Origin of the sequence: Pseudoalteromonas atlantica (genome assembly GCF_043641955.1) — a bacterium.
GTDB lineage: Bacteria > Pseudomonadota > Gammaproteobacteria > Enterobacterales > Alteromonadaceae > Pseudoalteromonas > Pseudoalteromonas atlantica_A.
Genome location: NZ_JBHZRV010000002.1, coordinates 245,208 through 265,498 on the forward strand (window position 1 = coordinate 245,208; position 20,291 = coordinate 265,498).

Sequence of the window (20,291 nt, forward strand, 5' to 3'; positions counted from 1 at the left end):
GACTGAGGACGATTCACATTACCCATCAATAAGCGGGTAATGTGCATCGCCCCAAAGCTCTTTGGGGTTATTCATCATAATATCGATAATAAATGGTACAAGTTGCGATAAAAATTGCACTGCGTCTTTTAGTTGCTCTCTATTTGCGCTGCTGTTCCATGTTGCGCCGCCATGCATAAGTTGGTTGCGCAGTGTGTATAAGCGTTGTAATACGATGGAGGTGAGTTTGGCTGTTTCGTTGTTTGCTAGAGCAAAGTTTGCAAATTTTTTGGCTTCACTCAATTTGTGTTTAAATTCTTGCTCAGTGATGTTGCCATTTTGAAATTGCCAAAAGGGCTGAAAAACGAACTTATTGTTTAATAACACGCGAATGCTGTTAGGAAACTCATTCCATAGCAAGTTATAGATCCGTTTTTGTTGATCGAGTGAATTGAGTTTTTCTAAAAACTGGGTGAATGATTGTGTTTCATTTAGGTTCAAGCATTCTGTATCTTGAGCGTAAGCGGCATTGAATGACACCCAAAGAAAAATAAATTGCGAATCAAGGTCATCACATTGCTCAGACTTATTTAACCAGCTTAATGCTCTGTGTACACGTAGTGCTAGTCCTTCGGGGAAGGTGTTTCGTAATTGACGTTGTTTTTCTTTTAGTTTCATGTGTTTCATAACATCTTAAATCCATTTAAATCAATAACTAATAACATACTGATAAAGATATATAAAATCTAGGTATTTGTCTTAAATTAAATTTCAGCAACCTAGCTTATTGGATAAAATTGTATTGAGTAACTCACTTAACCGGAGTTTTTGGCTAATAGATAGGGGTTATTAGCAATAATTGAACAGGCAATAAAACGGCTACGGTAGCCGCTTTATCTGTGTTGAGGGGGTTTTAACTATTCTAAAAACGTTTCTTTTTCGCTCTTAATTGTGAATCAAACTCATCAGGGAATAAAATGGTGCCGTCGTCTTCTTCAGTAGGGAATACGGCAATCAGTAAGTCATCTTGCTCTAGGCCCGGTGTCCATCGGCTTTGCCAGTCTTTAATGCTAATTGCTTTTGCAGTGCAGCCTTCCCACTCCCCAGTTGCCCATGCTTCTGCGTAAATTCGTTCTGGCCATACTGGAACGCAGTCGTCATCTTCGTTTGCGAGCATGACACATCCATCATCGTCGTTTAATATCCAAACTTGTTTAAACTCTTGAACGGTTTCAAACATAAATGCCAGTCTTTTTTTTGCTCCTAAACCCAAGATAGTTTCAAACTTTTCGGTTGCGCTCGCTGTTGCGTTATTCATATAAAGGCTCACTTTTGTTTGGCTGTCTTCTTAATTAGTATATTGAAAAATATGACAGCTTGTCGATTGCTTAAAAATTAATTGCTAATGGCGTTGAATAAATCATCAGCTAGCTGGTTGATGTCTTCGGGGTTGTTATTTGTTAAAGCGTAAGTTCTAAGTCCGTATAAACTCATTGCAAAAAAGCGAGCAAGTTGTTTAGCTGAACGCTTCGTGCTTATTTCTTGCTGTTCTATAGCACGGTTAAGTTGAAAAGCGAGGGCTTGTTCATAGGCATTTAAGTTATCGCTTAAAACTTTGCTTATCTGGCTATCTTGTCCTTCTACCTCTGTAATGCTTTTAGTGAGTAAGCATACTTTCATGCTATCACCCCCTAAACACTCCGCTACTACTAATTCTAAGTATGCGCGTAAGCTTGGTAAAACGAGTGTGTTTGCACAAAATAAAGCATTGAATTGCTGATTTTTGTCGGTTTGGTATTGTTCTATAGCTGCTAAGAATACGCCTTTTTTATTTTTAAAAGCCGCATATAAAGAACCCGGATGCAATCCAGTTACTTGGGTTAACTTTTGCATGCTTGTTTTTGCATACCCGCATTGTGTAAATGCAAGCATGGCTTGTCGTAAAACAAACTCACGGTCAAACTCGGCTACCCTCATAAATTCTCGCTACTATTAATATGTTTACTTAATAAGAGGTATCAGTTTACTTAATCTTGAACAAATATTCAAAATAGACTTGAATAATCGCTTTAACGACCTTATCTTGAATGTACACTCAAGATAAGGAACACAAGAATGACTATCGATTTACTAACACCCTACAAGTTAAATAACAGCATTGAATTACAAAACCGCGTGATGATGGCGCCATTGACCCGCTGTATGAGCGATGACAATTTAGTGCCAACACAGGCTATGGTAGATTATTATGCGCGCCGCGCAGATGCCGGTCTTATAATTGGTGAAGCTACAATTATTCGTCCAGATGCACAAGGTTATCCAAATACGCCAGGCTTATTTACCAGTGAACAAATACAAGGCTGGAAAAAGGTAACTGATGCAGTCCATGCGAAAGGCGGTAAGATGTTTGCTCAGCTGTGGCATGTTGGACGTGTAGCACACCCTTACTTTTTTGACGGTGGTGATGTGTTAGCTCCTTCGGCTATTGGTGTTGAAGGCTCAGTGCCAAGAATGCGTGAATTAACTTACCAAACACCTAAAGCAGCGACTGTTGATGAGATAAAGCAACTGGTAGCCGATTATACAAAAGCAGCAGAAAACGCGCTTGAAGCAGGCTTTGATGGTGTGGAAATTCATGGAGCCAATGGTTATCTAATTGATCAATTTTTACATTACACAGCAAACACTCGTGAAGATGAGTACGGACAAACGCCAGAAAATATGTCGCGTTTTGCGCTTGAAGTAGTTGATGCTGTTATCTCGTCTATAGGTGCAGACAAAACAGCGCTAAGACTTTCTCCTGGTGCTTATTTTAACATGGAAGAGGATAGCCGTGACAAAGCGGTATTCGACTATTTATTGGCTGCCCTTAATGAGCGTGAACTAGCTTACGTACACGGCGGTATTTTTGACGACAGCATGCGTTTTGCAAGTTTAGATAATCAAACGACTTCAGAGTACTTAAGAGCCCATTATACCGGCAATCTTGTTGGCGTTGGAAGTTACAGTTTTGATTCTGCAAAACAAGCAATTAGTGACAATAAATTTGACTTGATTGCAATCGGACGTCCATTTATTGCGAACCCTGATTACATCAGCAAAGTGACTAATGATGAAGAGTTAGTGGCTTATGATGATTCTATGTTGAGTGAATTAGTGTAAATAGCGAGAATTAATTACTAAGTGCAGTACAAAAATACTGCACTTGATTGATACTAAAAGGGGATTTTTCTTTACTGCCAAGCTATTAACTAACTTTTTAGAGATAATTAACTTATAATCTAATAAAACATTCCAATGAGAATAGAAGTTGGCGGCTATTACGTACATAAATAATGGTTTTACACGCTTTGCGCATTCGCGATTTGTATTATCTTTACGTGAATCTTTTATCGCTTTATTACCTTATTTTGTTTGCTCTGCATTAGCTATTCTCGCTCTTAACGTTGCTCTTAATTTTTCTTTTTTGTCACCAGCGGATTCAACTTATGGAATAGTCCAAAAAAGCTCCCGTGCAATTTTATTATTGTTTCCGGTTATGGTGGTGTTATCTGTCGGTTATCATTTATCAAAAAATTTAGGGCAGAGTGCTGTTGTTGGCAGCATGTTGGCAATAATCTCTTTTACTATCCATAGCAACTTTCTCGTTTTTAGCGCTGGGGGCGTCTTTGTTGATGCTACTGGGGCATCAGCATACGCTATTTTGATCCCCTCATTGACGAGTTACTTGTTAATGCTATCTTATCGGCTCTTGCCACAAAAGTATTTTGATTCAAGCCTTATTAGTGGTTTTTTAAAAGAAAAATTAATGTTGATCATGCCGTTTACAGTCGCATTTTTTGCTCTGTTTGTAATAGTGCCGATCATTGAACAGGTAATGCATACATTACTAGTTTACTTAGTTCCTATGGAAAGCGGCAGCTCTGTTGTTGAGCAGCTATTTAAACGAATGGTGATGATACATGGCTTTTGGTTTTTTGGTGTACATGGCGACAACGTTTACTCAATGATGTTTAACCAAGCATTTTTAGATGCTGATATATTTCCCGGTTTAACAGCAAAAACTTTTTACGATACATTTGTACTAATAGGGGGAACTGGTTGTTTTATTGGTTTGATCCTTGCCGCATTTTTTATGTCAAATGCCAGCCATGAGAAAAATATAGCGCGTTTATCTTTGCCTTTTTCGGTGTTCAATTTTTGTGAGATCATTCTTTTTGCCTTGCCTGTATTTTTAAATCCGCTTTTATTAGTCCCTTTTATACTGGCACCCTGTTTTAACTTTATTGTGAGTTATTTTTTAATTTCAGCTGGCGCTGTAGGTTATCAAGAAGTGTCTATAAGCTGGATGACTCCTACAATTATAAACGGCAGTCTGGTTGGAACCGATGTTGTTGCGCCGATATTGCAGGTTTTTTTAATAATTTGTAATGCATGTATTTACTATCCATTTTTAAAGTTAAGCAGTGAACGTAATGACTTTCAGCTAGCATTTAATAAACTCAGTGGCCAATTAAACGTAAGCGAGCGGTTTGCTGCAAAATCTGAACAGCGGTTTATTCAACAGCAACGAGAAACAAATAACTCAATGGGTCGCCTTACCGATGTGCTCAATACAATTTCTAAGTCACGCTTGGCGCTTTATTATCAGCCACAAATAGATATCAATACAGGCCAAGTGAATGGGTTTGAAGCGCTGCTACGGTTAGTAAAAAGAGATGGTTCGATAACCGGACCTTACTTTTTAGACACCTTAATAGCCCATAAGCAAACAGCAATTATAGATCACTGGGTTATCGAACAAGCTCAGCGCGATCTTCGGCAATGGCAGAATATAGGTTTTGAGCCAGTGATCAGTATTAACGTTAATCCTGATGTATTAACCAGTGAATCAATGATCAATAAAATATGTGATTTGTTCACTGATTTTCCTGATCAAGTTAAAATTGAAATTGTTGAATCAAGCTATTTAACGCAACAATCTTTAGTGACTAAACACATTGAAAAACTGCGCGATAATAAAATAGAAACTGTACTTGATGACTTTGGTACAGGCTATTCAAGCTTATCAATGTTGGCTAACCTACCCGTAAAACATGTCAAACTAGATCGCCAGTTTTTGCTGCAATGCGAACAACCGGCTGGCAAGGTGCTTTATCAGCAAGTAGCAGAGATATTTTCGCAGCTTGGTTTTTCAGTTGTGGCTGAAGGTATTGAGACCGAAGATGAACTTGCTTGGGTTAAATGTTTAGGTATTCAAACCGCACAAGGCTGGCTTTACGCACCTGCGCTGCCAAAGAATGAGATTCATGATTTTGCGTCAAAGCTTAATAAATAACTCATTCTTAATCATCTGCTTAGACATAAAAAATACATACAGCCGTAACTGTTCCGTAAATAAAAACGCGTTTTTCTGTCACTTACTATCACCATAATGTCCCCGTAAACAACACTATAATTGCAAATGGGACAATGATGTACACTCTTAAAAATAAAAGCGCACTGAGCTTAGCAATCGCATTAGCTTTCTCCTCGAATAGTTATGCCAATAACAATGAAATAGAAGAAGTAACGGTGATAGCAAAACCCACCAGCTATGCAAATAACGTTATTGAGCCTGCTATGTTGGAGCAGCAAAGTTCGGTGTCTAGCGTACTCGCTGTTATCGACAATCTGCCAGGTATTAGCATAAACGAAGGCGATGCTTTTGGCGGTGATGATTGGTCAACAACGATCACTATGCGTGGTTTTAGTATTGACGCGAACCAACAGCAATTGGGTATGACCATTGATGGTATACCTAATGGTGGCTCAAACTATGGCGGTGGCGCTAAAGCGAATCGTTACTTAGACAGTGAGAACCTTGCCACTGTAGAAGTAGGCCAAGGTACGTCAGATATCGCATCTGCTTCGCTTGAAGCACTTGGCGGTACATTTAACTTTGTTAGTAAAGACCCAAGTCTTGATAAAAGCACTACATTTGCTTACACCAATGGCGATCACGACGCCACGCGTTATTACTTTAAGCATGAAACCGGCACTATTTTTGATAATACCCAAGCCTATGTGAGCTATTCACAAACTGACACCAGCCGCTGGATTGGCGATGGCAGTAATGGCGGTAAAGACAATCAACACGCTGAAGCTAAGTTTGTCTCTAACTTTGATGCATTAACGGTTACTGGCCGTTTATCGTATGATGATGTTAGCGAAACTAACTACAACAGTGTCAGCCTTGAGCAATTTGCACAAACACCCGATTGGGACCAACTTACGTGGAATTGGACCGGTGTGCCACATTTTGACCAAATGTTTGCTGAAGGCTGGGGTACACTGCGTGAAAATACCTTAGGCTATGTAAAATTTGAATACGCTCTTTTTCCATCTTCATTATTAACTATCAGCCCTTATTATCATAAAAACTCAGGCCGTGGAGATTGGATCCCACCTTATTTAACATCTCCTGTAGATGATGAAGGAAACCCTACAACAGAAGGTGGCTCAAATGCGGGTTCATACGGGTTTGCAGACAGTGAAGGTAATCCACTCGCACCTGATGCAAACTGCACGCAGAGCCTAAGTTGGCCGTGGGCTTCAGGCCCTGGTTTAAACCCTGCTTGTTATGATGATTCAGCAACCCCGGTTATGTCATATCGTCATACTCACTATAATAAAAACCGCTTAGGTTTAACTGCAGATTATAGTGTAACGTTTGGTATGCATGATATTGAAGCAGGTATTTGGTATGAGCAATCAGAGCGCGATGAATCACGTGATTGGCACAAAGTTATTGATGCTCGCGTATATCATCATTTTGATAGTACACCGTACTGGACACAATACAAAAACACCTTTGATACGGATACGTTCAAATGGTATATCCAAGACTCAATGGCATTAGGGGATTTCACTTTAAATCTCGGTGCTAAGCAATACTTGGTTGAATTACAAAAGTACGACCACTTTAACGATATAACCTCTGATAAAGTAAATAGTGATTCAGACGTATTATTTAGCGCAGGTGTGCTTTATCAGCTAAATAACAGCACTGAATTGTTTACCAGCTACAGTGAAAACTTTGCCGCGATTAAAGACGGTGTTCTAGAACGAGATAGTTCAGCACTGACAGACATAGAGCCAGAAACAGCAGAGAATATTGATTTTGGTGTACGTTACCAAGCTGACCGCTTAAGTTTAACAGCGACCGCTTATTCAATTGAATTTGAAAACCGTATTACCTTTATTGCACCAGGCAGTGACACTAGTGGTATTGATTACACTATTGGCACCAATGGCTCATACATAAATGTGGGCGGTATTGAATCACAAGGCATTGAATTATCAGCAAGTTATATGCTAACCAATGAGTGGAATATCTACACCTCGTATACTAATAATAGCTCTGAATATGCATCTGACGACCCAAGTTCATACGCTAATGGCGAACTGATTGAGGGTGCCGGTCCAAGCTTTAGAGCCGGTGATGATGTAATTGATGCACCTAGTGACATGTTTGTGCTCTCTACTGATTACTACAGTGGTGATTTCCGCTTTGGTGTGTCGGCTAAATACACTGGTGAGCGATTAGGTTCATGGACTGACGAGCAAACTCGCGCTCGCAATGAGGTTGATGGTTACACAGTGATTGATTTTAACGCAGGTTACTACGCAGAAGTAAATGCCGGCGCATTTACCTCAATTGATATTGCCTTTGCAGTGACTAACGTAACAGATAAACAATATCTTGCCGGTGGTACTGGTAATGGCTCTACCTACTTTATTGGTGCACCACGAACTGCAGCACTAACATTTACAGCTAACTTTTAAAAATTAGTTATAAATCATGAAGCCCATCTTTGATGGGCTTTTTACTTTTTAAGGTAATAACATGAACACATTAATAAAAATAACAGTGCTAGGGCTACTTACTATAACGAGTACATTGGCAAATGCCGCACAAAATGTGGTGTTAGTGACACTCGATGGCGTACGTTGGCAAGAAGTGTTTATTGGCGCTGACAAAGCATTAATCAACAACGTGGATTTTGTAAAAAATAAAGAACAATTAAACAATGAGTTTTGGCATACCAACCCTAAACAACGCCAGCAATTATTGATGCCCTTTGTAACTCAAACAATGACAAAAAACGGCGTTATTATAGGCGATAGAGAAAATGGCTCACGTATGTCGGTGAGTAATCCATGGTATTTTTCATACCCGGGGTATAACGAAATTTTAACCGGCACTGTTGATGAGAGCATTAATAGTAACGATAAAAACTATAACCCAAATAAAACTATTTTAGAGCTGTTACACGAGCAGCCAGAATACAAAAATAAAACGGCATTATTTGGTAGCTGGGATGTGTTTCCTTATATCGTTAATGATAAGCGCAGCGACGTGTACGTGAATGCGGGTTTTATGCCTATCGACGATGAACTATCAGATGATGCGCACTTACTCAATGCCATGCAAAATGAGATCCCGAGCCCTTGGCATAATGTACGTTTAGACAGTTTTACTTATCGCTTTGCTAAAGCCTATTTACTGGCTAAAAAGCCCAAGCTATTAGTCATAAGTCTTGGTGAAACCGATGATTTTGCCCATGACGGCCACTACGATCATTATTTAAAATCGGCTAAACAAAGCGATGCGTTTATTAAAGACTTATGGCAAACGCTACAAACAACCGATGGCTATAAAAATAACACGACCTTGATTGTTACTACAGATCATGGCCGCGGCAGTCATGCTAATGACTGGCAGCACCATAGCTCAAAACGTGCACTGGCTAAATCAGCACAAGGCCGTAAAGCGTTTCCTGATGGGATTGTTGGCTCTGAACACATATGGCTGGCAGCAATGGGGCCGGCTATAAAGCAAGCTGGTTTAGTGAGAGCAGAACAAGAATTTAAACAAGCACAAGTTGCAGCTACTGTATTAAAAGCCTTAGGGCAAAAGCCACAGCAACTTAACCCAAATATGGCACCTGCGATTAACGAGATTTTAAAATGAAACAACTTAAAACAGCCCTCATAACATGTGTATTTTTCAGCTTTAGTGCAGCTGCTGCAATAGCTCCGAATAAAATTCTGTTTGGCTCATGTGGCCACCAAGATAAAGCTATTCCTATATTTGATGCCATCAATAAAGAAAATGCTGATTTGTTTATCTTTTTAGGGGATAACATTTATGGCGATACTAATGATATGACTGTGCTTGCTAATAAATACCAAAAGTTGGGAGCAAAGCCAGGGTTTAAAACGTTAAAAGCGAACACACCTCTTATTGCCATGTGGGATGACCATGATTTTGGTCAAAACGATGCAGGCAAAGAATACCCACACAAAGAGCAATCACGGAAAATCATGCTCGACTTTTTTGGCGAAGCAAAAGATTCAATACGCCGCACGCGTCCTGATGGTATTTATACCTCGTACATGTATGGCGAAGGCGAGCAAACAGTGCAGGTGATTATGCCTGATTTACGCTGGAACCGTGATGCACTTAATCATGTCAGTGAAACACAGTACTACATCAAACGCAAAGCGAATAACCAAGGGCCTTACAGCCCAACAGAGGTTAAAGGTGCATCAATGCTGGGTGAGGCGCAGTGGCAGTGGCTTGAACAAGAGTTACAAAAGCCTGCTGCTATTAAACTCATTGCTTCAAGCTTACAATTATTAACTGATTTTACTGGTTGGGAGTCATGGGCAAACTTTCCTGAAGACCGCGCTCGTTTATTTTCATTGATAAAAAAACATAAAGTGAATGGGGTCATTATCGCAAGTGGTGATACGCACTGGGGAGAAATATCAAAATATAGTGAGGACCTTAACTACCCATTAGTTGAAATGACCAGCTCTGGCCTAACAGAAAAATGGAAAGACGTTAGCCCAAATAAACATCGTGTAGGCGATTTTACTCATCAAGTTAACTATGGCGATTTAAGCATTGATTGGCAAAAGCCTGATCCTGCGATTTCACTTAAATTAAAAGGGCTTGATGGTAAAGTAATTATGCAAACTAATTTTGTCTTATCGAGCATTAGCCCATATAACTAAAATGCTATGCACAGGGTAAATGTTGCTCTGTGCGATTAACTTTAAAGCTAACCACCTGATTTATTAGAGCCATTAACCGTTAATGGCTACCGCTGTAATTGAAAATATCTTACACTGCTTTTATCTCATGCAAGGACAGTGTCGCAATGCTCAATATTATTCAATCTAACCGAATGGAAACCCTGCAAGCGCAGTTCCATAAGCTGTTAACTGTTGACCCACTTACCAGCCCATTTGAAAAAGAAGTGGTACTGGTGCAATCCCCGGGTATGTCGCAGTGGCTAAAAATAGGCTTAAGTGAAAACCTCGGTATTGCAGCGCAGGTGGACTTTCCTTTGCCTTCAAGTTTTATTTGGCAGCTTTATCAGCAATTATTGCCAAACGTACCCAAAGAGTCTGCGTTTAATAAACCCAACCTTGCATGGAAAATATTTACGCTTTTACCTGATTGCATTGATGAGCCGTTATATTTACCCCTTAAAACGTATCTTGAAGGTGATTTAGACGGGCAAAAAACCTTTGCTCTGTGTGAAAAAATAGCCGATGTGTACGACCAATACTTAATGTATCGCCCGCACTGGATTGCAACGTGGGATAGCGGTAAAGATGACCTTGATGACGTAGATATTAGTATTTCTCCTTGGCAGCCCGATTTATGGCGGCGCATTGTTGCTTTAAGTGTTGAGCTTGGCCAAAGCCAGTTTCATCGTGCCAATATGCAAGGTAAATTACTGGCAGCACTTGAGACCATGGACGAGAGCTTATTGCCAAAACGCATTAGCCTATTTGGTATATCGGCCATAGCCAGCTCTCAACTGGAAATTTTTGATGCATTAAGTAAAAAAACCAAAGTGTTTTTATTCTTTTTTAACCCCAGTGAGCATTATTGGGGTGATGTGGTTGATGAAAAAACCGCAGCAAAAATTGCCGCTAAATACGCTAAAACCCCGTTAATTGATGCCGCTGAGCATACGCCGAGCAAACCAGACGATGAATATTATTTTATTGGTAATCCGCTGCTGTCATCGTGGGGTAAATTAGGCCGTGATTATTTTGAGCAACTAGTGCAGTTGGATGCCCGCTGGATTGACGGCTTCACTGACAGTTTTGATGACTCATTATTGGGTAAAATTCAAAGCGAAATATACCAACTAGCATTTAAAGGTGAGTCATTAACGCTAGGTAAAGAGTGGTTTATCAATGACGAAGGCAAATTGCCAATAAGCGAGGCTGACACCAGTATTATCGTAAGCGATTGTTATACGCCGCTTCGCGAAGTTGAGCGCCTGCATGATTATTTACTTAACTTGTTTCATCAAAACCCAGCACTTACACCAAAAGACATCATCGTAATGATGCCCGATGTGGGCACCTACAGCCCCTATATTGAGGCGGTATTTGGTGGTGCGCATGGTAAGCGCCATATTCCGTATGCGTTAGCTGATTTAGCCATAGAGCAAGAAAAACCAGTACTGAGCTCGTTTGCCAGTTTAGCCAATTTACCATTTTCGCGCTTTGGCGTGTCTGACATTTTAGACTTACTGCAAGTTACACAAATTGCCGAAAAATTTAGTTTAGAGCCCCATGAGTACGAGCAAATTCAATACTGGCTTGATCGAGTAGGGGTAAAATGGGGCATTAACGCCGAGCACAAAAGTGGCTTTGACTTACCTGCGATAGATTTAAACACTTGGCAGCATGGCTTGAACCGTTTATTACTCGGTATTGCACAGCGCGATGAGCAAATCCCGTTTGAGGGCATTTACAGCGCCGATGAAGTTGAAGGGATGGCGCTCGATACACTCAATAAACTGGTGCATTTTATTGATGTACTGCAAACATTTAAAGAACGCTTAAGCCCCGATGACACCCTGATTAATAAAGCCGATATTTTAGATGAACTACTTGAAGCCATTTATGAAAGTGAAAGCGATGACAGCTGGGACTTACTCATCCTCAAAAAAGTGCTCGATGAGCTGAAAAAACACCATGAAAACGGTGATTACACTCAGGCTGTGTCGCAGCGCATTGTGAGTTATTTAATCAAACAAGGCATTCAAGAAAAAGGCGTTGGCCAGCGCTTTTTAGTAGGTCAAGTTAACTTTTGTACTTTGATGCCGATGCGCGCCGTGCCATTTAAAGTGGTGTGTATGCTAGGGCTAAACGATGCCGACTACCCACGTACTGTGCAGCCCATTGGTTTTGATTTAGTGCCGTATTCTAAAAAACAAAAAGGTGACCGATCACGAAAACTTGATGATCGTTATCTATTTTTAGAAGCGCTCCTTAGTGCCCGCGATAATTTATATATGAGTTACATTGGTCGCTCGTGTTTTGACAACCAACCACGCATGCCATCAACGTTGGTGAGTGAGTTGTTAGAATACATTGGTCGAAGCTTCACCTTAACTGAGCAAAGCGAGCAAATATTGCCAGGTTGTTTAGTTAAAGCGCAGCGACTACAGCCATTTAATCACCATTATTATATGCCAAGCCAGCAGTCACCTGCGCAATTGGCGTTTAATGAGCACAGCTATAATCCTGTGTGGTTGCCAGCAGAGGCTATAACGCCTGAGCCACTTAGCAAACTCGATATAGTTATGCCTGAGAGTCTTGATCTTGATGTATTTATTCGCAGTGTATGTAACCCGCATGAAAGCTTTTATCAGCAAACATTGGGGCTTCGCTTACCTGAGTTTAATGATGTAGCCAAAGATGAAGAGCCGTTTAGTGTTGATGCACTGAAACGTTATTTTTATTTAGATGAAATACTCGAAGCGGCCATTTTCGATAGGCCCCTGAGTCGTGAACAAATACTGCAACGAGGGGAACTGCCTCAAGCTCATGTCGGTGACTTGATTTTTGAAAGTATGGAGCACCGAGTTGACGCGCTTGCAGGGCAAGTGAAAACACATATTGCGAATGGCAAAAATGAGCCCGTTGAGGTGTCTTTAACACTCAAATGTGAGGGTGCTGATGGCAAAACGCAAAGCAGCCAGCTTGAAGGCTGGCTCAATCATATTTATCTACAAAAACAAGTGTTTTACAGAAGTGCCAGTATTAAAGCTAAAGACCTAATTAAAGGTTTTATTTATCATTTAACGGCTCAAGTGATGGGCCATCCTGTGGAAACCTTAATTTTAGGGTTAGATAAACAAATCGCTTTTACACCATTAGATGCAGAGTATGCACAGCAACAATTAAACCAGTGGTTTGGTTTATACGCGGCACTTAGGCAATCGCCGGTGGCGTTTTTTCCGGCCAGTAGTTATGAATACGTAAAATCTGAGGGTGATATTAATAAAGCGATTAATAAATTTAGCCCGCAGTACATTGGCCGCGGTGAGGGAGAAAACCCTTATATTCGTTTAACCACACAGTCATTATTAGATTGCCAAGAAGAATTCACCCAGTGGAGCAATACACTCCTTACGCCATTAATCGATCACGCTAAGGAGAGCGATTATGCAAGCGCTTAACCCGCTCAAAATGCCACTTACGGGCCAAAGTTTAATTGAGGCCAGTGCTGGCACCGGTAAAACCTATACTATTACCGGCTTATATTTACGTTACTTACTCGGCATGCAAATAGCGGATGATCCGCATTGTGAGGTAAATAAACCTCTGAGTGTTGAACAAATTTTGGTTGTAACCTTTACCGAAGCCGCCACGCAAGAGATTAAAGACAGGGTACGTGCGCGTATAATCTCCGCGCGTGATGCATTACTTGGCTTAAAAACCAAAGATGATTTGGTAAGCGAGCTCATCCAAAACATCGAAGATAAACACCGCGCCTTTGATTTACTCGACGCTGCGGCAAAATCGATGGACGAAGCAGCCATTTTTACCATTCATGGCTTTTGTCAGCGCATGCTAAAGCAACATGCGTTTGAGTCTGGCGTGGCGTTTAATTTAGAATTTATACTCGACGAGCGCGAAATCCTACTTGAGACCATTAAAGATTTTTGGCGTACTTTTGTCTACCCGCTGAATAAAGAAAAAACCGACGCTATTTTAGATGTATTCCCAGCCCCTGAATCACTGTTTAGTCAGGTATCGAGTTTGCTTAATAAAGGCAATGCGCTCATTACCCCTACGGTTAAACTTGATGATGTATGGCAAGCACGTGAAGAGTACTTAGCTAAAATACCCACTTTTAAAAAAGCGTGTTTAGACAGCGAGTTTATTGCTGCCGTAAAAGCATCAGGGCTCAGTGGCTCTAAAACACCAGCGCGCAAAGGCAGCTTACAAGCGCTTGAGGATTTTTGCCGTGGTGATGAGCTATTTTTTAAATTTGGTACAAGTAAGTATTCGTTTGAAGTTTGGAGTAGCGATAACTTAAGCGACCCGGGTAATTATAAAAAGAATCAGCCTTTATTTAGTCATGAATTACTGCCTCAATTTGATGAGCTTGCAAAGCTCAGTAGTACCATTAACCAAGGGCTTGGCATAGCCATCGTTCAAAACGCTGCAAGCTGGGTGAAATCAGCCATCGTTAAACGTAAAACAGAGCAAAGTGTGATCACCCCTGATGATCTATTAAGTAATTTACACAGTGCACTTAACAGTGAGCAAGGCGATACGCTTTCGCAAAAAATAGCCCAGCTATTCCCAGTGGCGATGATTGATGAATTCCAAGATACCGACCCAATTCAATACGGTATTTTTAGTAAAATTTATGGCCAAGAAAAAACAACGCTGGCGATGATTGGTGACCCTAAACAAGCGATTTACGGCTTTAGGGGCGCAGATATTTTTACTTATATTGGGGCAAAACATGCGGTTAAAAATGAACAGCAATTTACCTTAGGCACTAACTTTCGCTCAAGTAGCGATGTAGTAAGCAGTGTTAATAAACTATTTGCTAAGCACGACAATAGCTTTATTTATAATGATGCAATCCCATTTAATCCGGTGGCTGCAAAAGGGAAAGAAGCCGATAAATCATTTTTAATCGACGGCAAACCCGCCAAAGCTTTTGAGTTTTGTGTATTCAACGACACAGCAGCCGATGACAGTAAAAAACCCACCAGCAAAGGGGTTGGGCAGCATCATTTAGCAAGCCATTTTGCCAACAAAGTTGTCATCTTACTCAACCAAGCTCAAGAAGGCCGTGCCTGCATTGGTGAGGTACCGGTAACCGCTGCCGATATTTGTATTTTGGTACGCGACCGGTTAGAAGCACAAATTATTAAAAAAGCACTGAGCGACGCTAAAATTGCCAGTGTGTATTTATCCCGTGATAGCGTATTTAGCCAAGAGCTTAGCCATCACCTACTTAACTTTTTAACCGCGCTACATGGTCAATACAATGAATCATTACTGCGCGGTGTATTGGCGGGGCCGCTGTTTTGTTTAAGTTATAACGAGATTTACGCGCTGGCTGATGATGAAGAGCAATGGCAATCGTACCTTAACTTTTTTGCCTACCTAACGGCGCTGTGGCATAAACAAGGTGCCATGGCGATGCTAGAGCACCTGTTAAGCCACAATCAACTAAGCGCGAAATGGCAAGGTTTAGGGTATAACGTAGAACGTTGGCTCACCGATTACCGCCATTTAAGTGAAATACTCCAGCAAAAGCAAATTGAGCTTGAAGGCACATTAAGGCTATTACGTTGGTTTGCACAAAAGGTTAGCCAGCAAGATGGTGAGGCGGTGCAAGTACGCCTTGAAAGTGACGCTAATTTAGTGCGCATTGTGACTATGCATGCATCAAAAGGGCTTGAGTTTCCGTTGGTGTTTATGCCATTTGCTAGTGGTTATCGTGAAACTAAAGAGGCTTTGTATCATAAAGATGGGCAACTTATTTACGATTTAAGTAAGGCGGATGATGCCCTGCAAAAAGCCGAGCAAGAACGCCTAGCTGAAGATTTACGCTTATTGTATGTGGCACTCACACGAGCCATTCATTTTTGCGCCATTGGCATGTATAACTTAGGGCAAGGGCAAAGTAAGCGATTGGCTATTCAAAGTAGCTCGCTGGGTCATGTTTTATTTGCAGGGCTTGATATTACCAGTAGCGAAGTATGGCGAAATCATCTAAAAGCATTCTGTGATGAAAACAAAGCGATGCAATACACTGAATTTACAAGCTCTGAGTTGCTAGAGCAGGGCACGTTGCAATTAGCATCAATGCAAAGCTCGAAGCACAATCTCAGCGTTAATAACGTAACTGTTGAAATTGAAAAAGATTGGCGTGCCACTAGCTTTAGTGCCTTGAGCTTTAAAAAACACACCGATCACATACAACCAGGGCGCAGTGACGAAGATCACGAAAAAGACGAGTTTGCCGCAGAGCAAGAAGACGTTAAATCGCCATACAGTTTCCCTAAAGGCGCAAAACCCGGTAGTTGCTTACATGAAATTTTTGAACAGATTGATTTTACCAGCCCCATAACACACCCAACTAACAGTGAGCAAAACCTCGCGTGTGTCGTTGAAAAAAGCTTAAAAAAATATCATATAGATAGCAGCTGGCAAGAAACTACAGAGCAGTGGATACAGAGCGCCCTACAATGCCCACTTAATAACATAGGGCTAAGCTTAAGTGTATTGCCACCGAGTGATTGTTTAGTGGAAATGGAGTTTAATTTACCCCTTGAGAGCTTAAACGCTAAACAGCTCAATGCGGTGCTTATAAAGCATTTTGGTTTTAACCAAAGTAACCTTGAGTTTTTTGATGTTAAGGGCTTATTAAAAGGCTTTGTCGATTTAATATTTTGCTTTGAAGGGCAATATTATATTTTGGACTATAAATCGAATTACTTAGGAAACAAGCCAAGCGACTACGAGCAAGACTCCCTTGAGCAAGCCATGAGCAGCCATCAATACCATTTACAGTATTTAATTTACACTGTAGCGCTGCACCGTTTGTTAAAACAGCGCATTGCAAACTACAGCGTTGAGCAGCACTTAGGCGGCGTGTATTACACCTTTTTACGGGGCATGGGTGAAGGGAAAGGCATCTTCTTTAATAAACTCACCACAGATCAAGTGGCTATTTTAGATGGTTTATTTACTCAACCCGTGGTTATAAAAGGAGAGGCATCATGAGCGAAGTCGATGCAATAAATGAATTACCATTATTAGCTGCTGAGCCTGATAACACAGTAGATACCGTACCGTTAATTGACTATTTAGTGAGCGAGAACCGCATACGAGTAGTTGATGTAAAACTCGCTGAACTTTTAACCGAGCATGTAGATAGCGGCGCTGATAATAGTGATGTATTTAATTTAATTTTACTGCTGTGCTTAGCAGGGCAAAGCCAACACAGCTGCTTAAATTTAGATGATGTAAATTGGCAAAATCCTTTTAACTTACGAAAGGCTGACTTTAATAAAGCACAAGGCTCATCACCCGACACAGTTAGCCCATTTAATGATGCGTTTGATATTCAGCAAGCGGTTCGCTGTTTAGAGTCGCACCCAAGTGTGGGTGAGCAACAACCACTGTGTTTATTTGGTAATAGACTCTACTTTGCGCGCCTTGCAGGGTACGAACAAACGCTAGCCTCGCGCTTATTAGCCATGAGTAAACGCGAAATCAAAATAGATAACGCAGCGCTTGCTAAGTTACTCAATGACTATTTCCCGGAAGATAAAGCACCAAAAGAAGGGCTCGATTGGCAAAAAGTAGCTTGTGCTATGGCGGCCACAAAAGGTTTTAGTGTCATCACCGGCGGCCCAGGCACAGGTAAAACCACCACAGTGACCAAGTTATTAGCCATATTACAATCACTGTACCAAAGTGCGCCGCTAAGCATAAAGCTGGTGGCACCCACAGGTAAAGCCGCCGCGCGGTTAAGTGAATCTATTTTAGGAGCAAAGCAGCAATTAAAAGCGCATATCCCTAGTCATGTTGAGCCACATATTCCGCAAACGGCGCAAACTATTCACCGTTTGCTTGGGGTTAAACCCTTTACCAATAAATTTAAACATAACAGCAGCAACCCATTACATGTTGATGTATTGATCATCGATGAAGCGTCGATGGTTGATTTATCACTCATGGCTAAATTAATCGAGGCATTGCCCGCTCGCGCAAGGTTAATATTACTCGGCGATAAAGACCAATTAGCGTCGGTAGATACCGGCAGTGTAATGAGCGACTTATGCCAAGGCTTGGCTCTTGGGCAAACGCCGAGTTATTCAGATGCGCGTTGTAGGGAGCTTAATCAGCTGTGTTTTAAAGGCGAGCAAAAGCTTCAACCACAACAAAGCCCATTTGCACTGGCCGATTGCATTGCGTTTTTACAACATAGTTATCGTTTTGATGCTAAAAGCGGAATTGGCGAGCTGGCTTTTGCGGTTAACACCAACAATATGGGTAAGCTCAAGTATGTTGAGCAGGAAATCTATTCAGGTAAGTTTAACGACGTTGTTTTAGATTACGATATTGTTACTAAGCCAATTGAAAAACTGGTGCAAAGTGCTGCCAGTCATTACAGTGAGTATTTAAACCTCATTAAACAAGGTGCGCCGAGTGCAGATATTCATCAAGCATTTACTCAGTACCAATTACTCGCCGCCGTGCGTGAAGGTGATTATGGCGTAAACAGCTTAAACCTTCGCATTGAAAAGCAATTACATAACCTCGGCTTAATTAATACTCATGCAAATAACCGCCATTATTTAGGTTTACCTATAATGATTGCGCAAAACGACTACCAATTAAAACTGTTCAACGGTGATATTGGTATTTTACTGCACGATGAAAACGCGCAGCTAAAAGCAGTATTTATTGATGAGCAGGGTAATGAACGGGCATTTTCACCGGCACGACTCCCTGCCCATGACAAAGTGTATGTAATGACCATACATAAATCACAAGGCTCAGAATTTGCCTACACTGCAATGGTGCTGCCACCAGCAAACCAAGCAACCGCAGGCATAAACCGCCAATTGGTTTACACCGGCATCACTCGTGCAAAACAAACCTTTGAGCTGGTGGCCGACAAAAAAGTATTACTCATGGCCATGAATAAATCAGTCAGCCGCGCATCAGGGTTGTATGAGAGGTTGGTGGAGTTATATGGCTGTAAGCGGTAAGTTTAAGCTGCTCGGTGTTAAATTTATTATGTGGGAACTTGCTTTAGCTGTGTTTTTTTTAAATATAGTAGGACGTGCTTTAGCGCGTAAAATTGTGCAGAGTGTTCCTGAAATAACAATACTGTTTACTTTGATATTTTTAAATGGAATTATTTGTACGTGTGATACAAGGCGTTATATGAATCGAAAATCAGGTGTAAATAAAAGCTATGTACCAATGGAGTAAATTAAAATCAGAGTTTGAAAATGATGGAAGCTTAAGAGATATATATGCACTTGATACTAATGCGGATTCATGGAACCTGTTTCTAGATAGTTTACGGTTGTTGAATTACAAATTTGAGTTTCAACACGGTGATGAAGTTCTAAGTTGACCAAGCAATTATAATTGTTGTAATTCAAGGTAAAACCTAAAACCTATTTTCTCACCGTTCTTTTTCTAAATATATTAGGCTGCCAGCCCCAGTGTAGGGCGCTAAGCCTTAAAAATACGGTGACAAATAGCGAGCCGATAATACACCACAGGTAATTTACTTCGAGTAAAAACAGTGCAGCGTAAGTGAGGCCACCACAGAAGCAGGTGGTGGAATACAACTCATCTCGCATGACAAGTGGCACTTCACGGCATATTACATCACGCATTAAACCGCCGAATATCCCTGTGGTCATGCCCATAGTGAGAGCGACAATCATAGTGGTGCCTTCTATAAGCGCTTTTTCTATGCCCACTATGTTAAATATAGCCATGCCGATTGCATCAACTAATAACATATAATAATTAGATACATCGGGTAGGTAGCGAATAAACATAACGGCTACAAATATCGAGCCATAGGTTGCATATAGATAGTTTGGCTCTGCAATCCAAAATATCGTTTGATCAAGCAATACATCACGTAATGTACCGCCACCAAGAGCAGTGACAGTTCCAACGACAACTACACCAAACCCGCCAATGTCTTTATCGTGCCCGAGTAACGCGCCAGAAATAGCAAAGAAAGCAACACCAATCAAGCTTAAAAAATTAAAGTACTCCGCAGTCATTTAAACACATTCCTTGTTTAGCAATAATGATAACGTTAAAGAAAGTTTCCTTTAATTACGCTGAATAGCAGTAAAAATGTACACAGTCGCTCTCTATATAGCTCGTAAAGTACGTGGTAGGATGCTTTTTATCACCCTCATAGCAATTTT

At 40.9% G+C, this 20,291-nt stretch carries 13 protein-coding genes; 9 read left to right on the forward strand and 4 right to left on the reverse strand.

The genetic code is table 11. From position 1 onward, the window contains the following. Window positions 1–18: 18 nt before the first annotated feature. The 3 genes from ACHUE3_RS04680 to ACHUE3_RS04690 all read right to left on the reverse strand — a co-directional run bounded on the left by ACHUE3_RS04680 (window position 19) and on the right by ACHUE3_RS04690 (window position 1,956). Entirely contained in the window at window positions 19–666 is a 648-nt protein-coding gene (locus ACHUE3_RS04680; RefSeq protein ID WP_394190679.1) for a hypothetical protein, read from the reverse strand. Window positions 667–901: 235 nt separating this feature from the next. Continuing rightward, on the reverse strand, window positions 902–1,297 hold the full coding sequence (locus ACHUE3_RS04685) for a DUF2750 domain-containing protein (RefSeq protein ID WP_394190681.1): 396 nt from the start codon (window positions 1,295–1,297) through the stop codon (window positions 902–904). A gap of 77 nt (window positions 1,298–1,374) precedes the next feature. Continuing rightward, a complete protein-coding gene (locus tag ACHUE3_RS04690; protein ID WP_394190683.1) occupies window positions 1,375–1,956 on the reverse strand; it encodes a TetR/AcrR family transcriptional regulator in 582 nt (193 codons plus the stop codon). A gap of 138 nt (window positions 1,957–2,094) precedes the next feature. Here ACHUE3_RS04690 and ACHUE3_RS04695 point away from each other — a divergent pair, with 138 nt between their 5' ends. The 9 genes from ACHUE3_RS04695 (at window position 2,095) to ACHUE3_RS04735 (ending at window position 19,323) form a co-directional block, all read left to right on the forward strand. After that, window positions 2,095–3,141, forward strand: a complete 1,047-nt coding sequence (locus ACHUE3_RS04695; RefSeq protein ID WP_394190685.1) for an alkene reductase — start codon at window positions 2,095–2,097, stop codon at window positions 3,139–3,141. Between the two features lie 148 nt (window positions 3,142–3,289). Then, window positions 3,290–5,317, forward strand: coding sequence for an EAL domain-containing protein (locus ACHUE3_RS04700; protein ID WP_394190687.1), 2,028 nt, complete (start codon window positions 3,290–3,292; stop codon window positions 5,315–5,317). 137 nt (window positions 5,318–5,454) lie between these two features. After that, window positions 5,455–7,806 carry a TonB-dependent receptor domain-containing protein gene (locus ACHUE3_RS04705; RefSeq protein WP_394191651.1) on the forward strand — a complete coding sequence of 784 codons (2,352 nt, stop codon included), beginning with the start codon at window positions 5,455–5,457 and terminating at the stop codon, window positions 7,804–7,806. Between the two features lie 61 nt (window positions 7,807–7,867). After that, window positions 7,868–8,995 (forward strand): alkaline phosphatase family protein, encoded by a 1,128-nt coding sequence (locus ACHUE3_RS04710; protein WP_394190689.1) that lies wholly within the window; start codon window positions 7,868–7,870, stop codon window positions 8,993–8,995. Then, on the forward strand, window positions 8,992–10,044 hold the full coding sequence (locus tag ACHUE3_RS04715) for an alkaline phosphatase D family protein (RefSeq protein WP_394190692.1): 1,053 nt from the start codon (window positions 8,992–8,994) through the stop codon (window positions 10,042–10,044). The genes ACHUE3_RS04710 and ACHUE3_RS04715 overlap by 4 nt, the downstream gene beginning before the upstream one ends. A 146-nt stretch (window positions 10,045–10,190) precedes the next feature. Then, window positions 10,191–13,523 carry an exodeoxyribonuclease V subunit gamma gene (recC, locus tag ACHUE3_RS04720; RefSeq protein WP_394190694.1) on the forward strand — a complete coding sequence of 1,111 codons (3,333 nt, stop codon included), beginning with the start codon at window positions 10,191–10,193 and terminating at the stop codon, window positions 13,521–13,523. Beyond that, complete coding sequence (recB, locus tag ACHUE3_RS04725) at window positions 13,510–17,100, forward strand: exodeoxyribonuclease V subunit beta (protein WP_394190696.1); 3,591 nt, start codon at window positions 13,510–13,512, stop codon at window positions 17,098–17,100. Before recC ends, recB begins: the two co-directional genes overlap by 14 nt. Continuing rightward, window positions 17,097–19,097, forward strand: a complete 2,001-nt coding sequence (gene recD / locus ACHUE3_RS04730) for an exodeoxyribonuclease V subunit alpha (protein ID WP_394190698.1) — start codon at window positions 17,097–17,099, stop codon at window positions 19,095–19,097. Before recB ends, recD begins: the two co-directional genes overlap by 4 nt. Next, complete coding sequence (locus ACHUE3_RS04735; RefSeq protein WP_394190700.1) at window positions 19,081–19,323, forward strand: hypothetical protein; 243 nt, start codon at window positions 19,081–19,083, stop codon at window positions 19,321–19,323. The genes recD and ACHUE3_RS04735 overlap by 17 nt, the downstream gene beginning before the upstream one ends. 191 nt (window positions 19,324–19,514) lie before the next feature. On the opposite strand, the gene ACHUE3_RS04740 is transcribed toward ACHUE3_RS04735, so the two are convergent. Then, the gene (locus ACHUE3_RS04740; protein WP_394190702.1) at window positions 19,515–20,141 is read right to left on the reverse strand and encodes a trimeric intracellular cation channel family protein; all 627 of its coding nucleotides are present in this window, start codon (window positions 20,139–20,141) and stop codon (window positions 19,515–19,517) included. Window positions 20,142–20,291 lie beyond the last annotated feature (150 nt).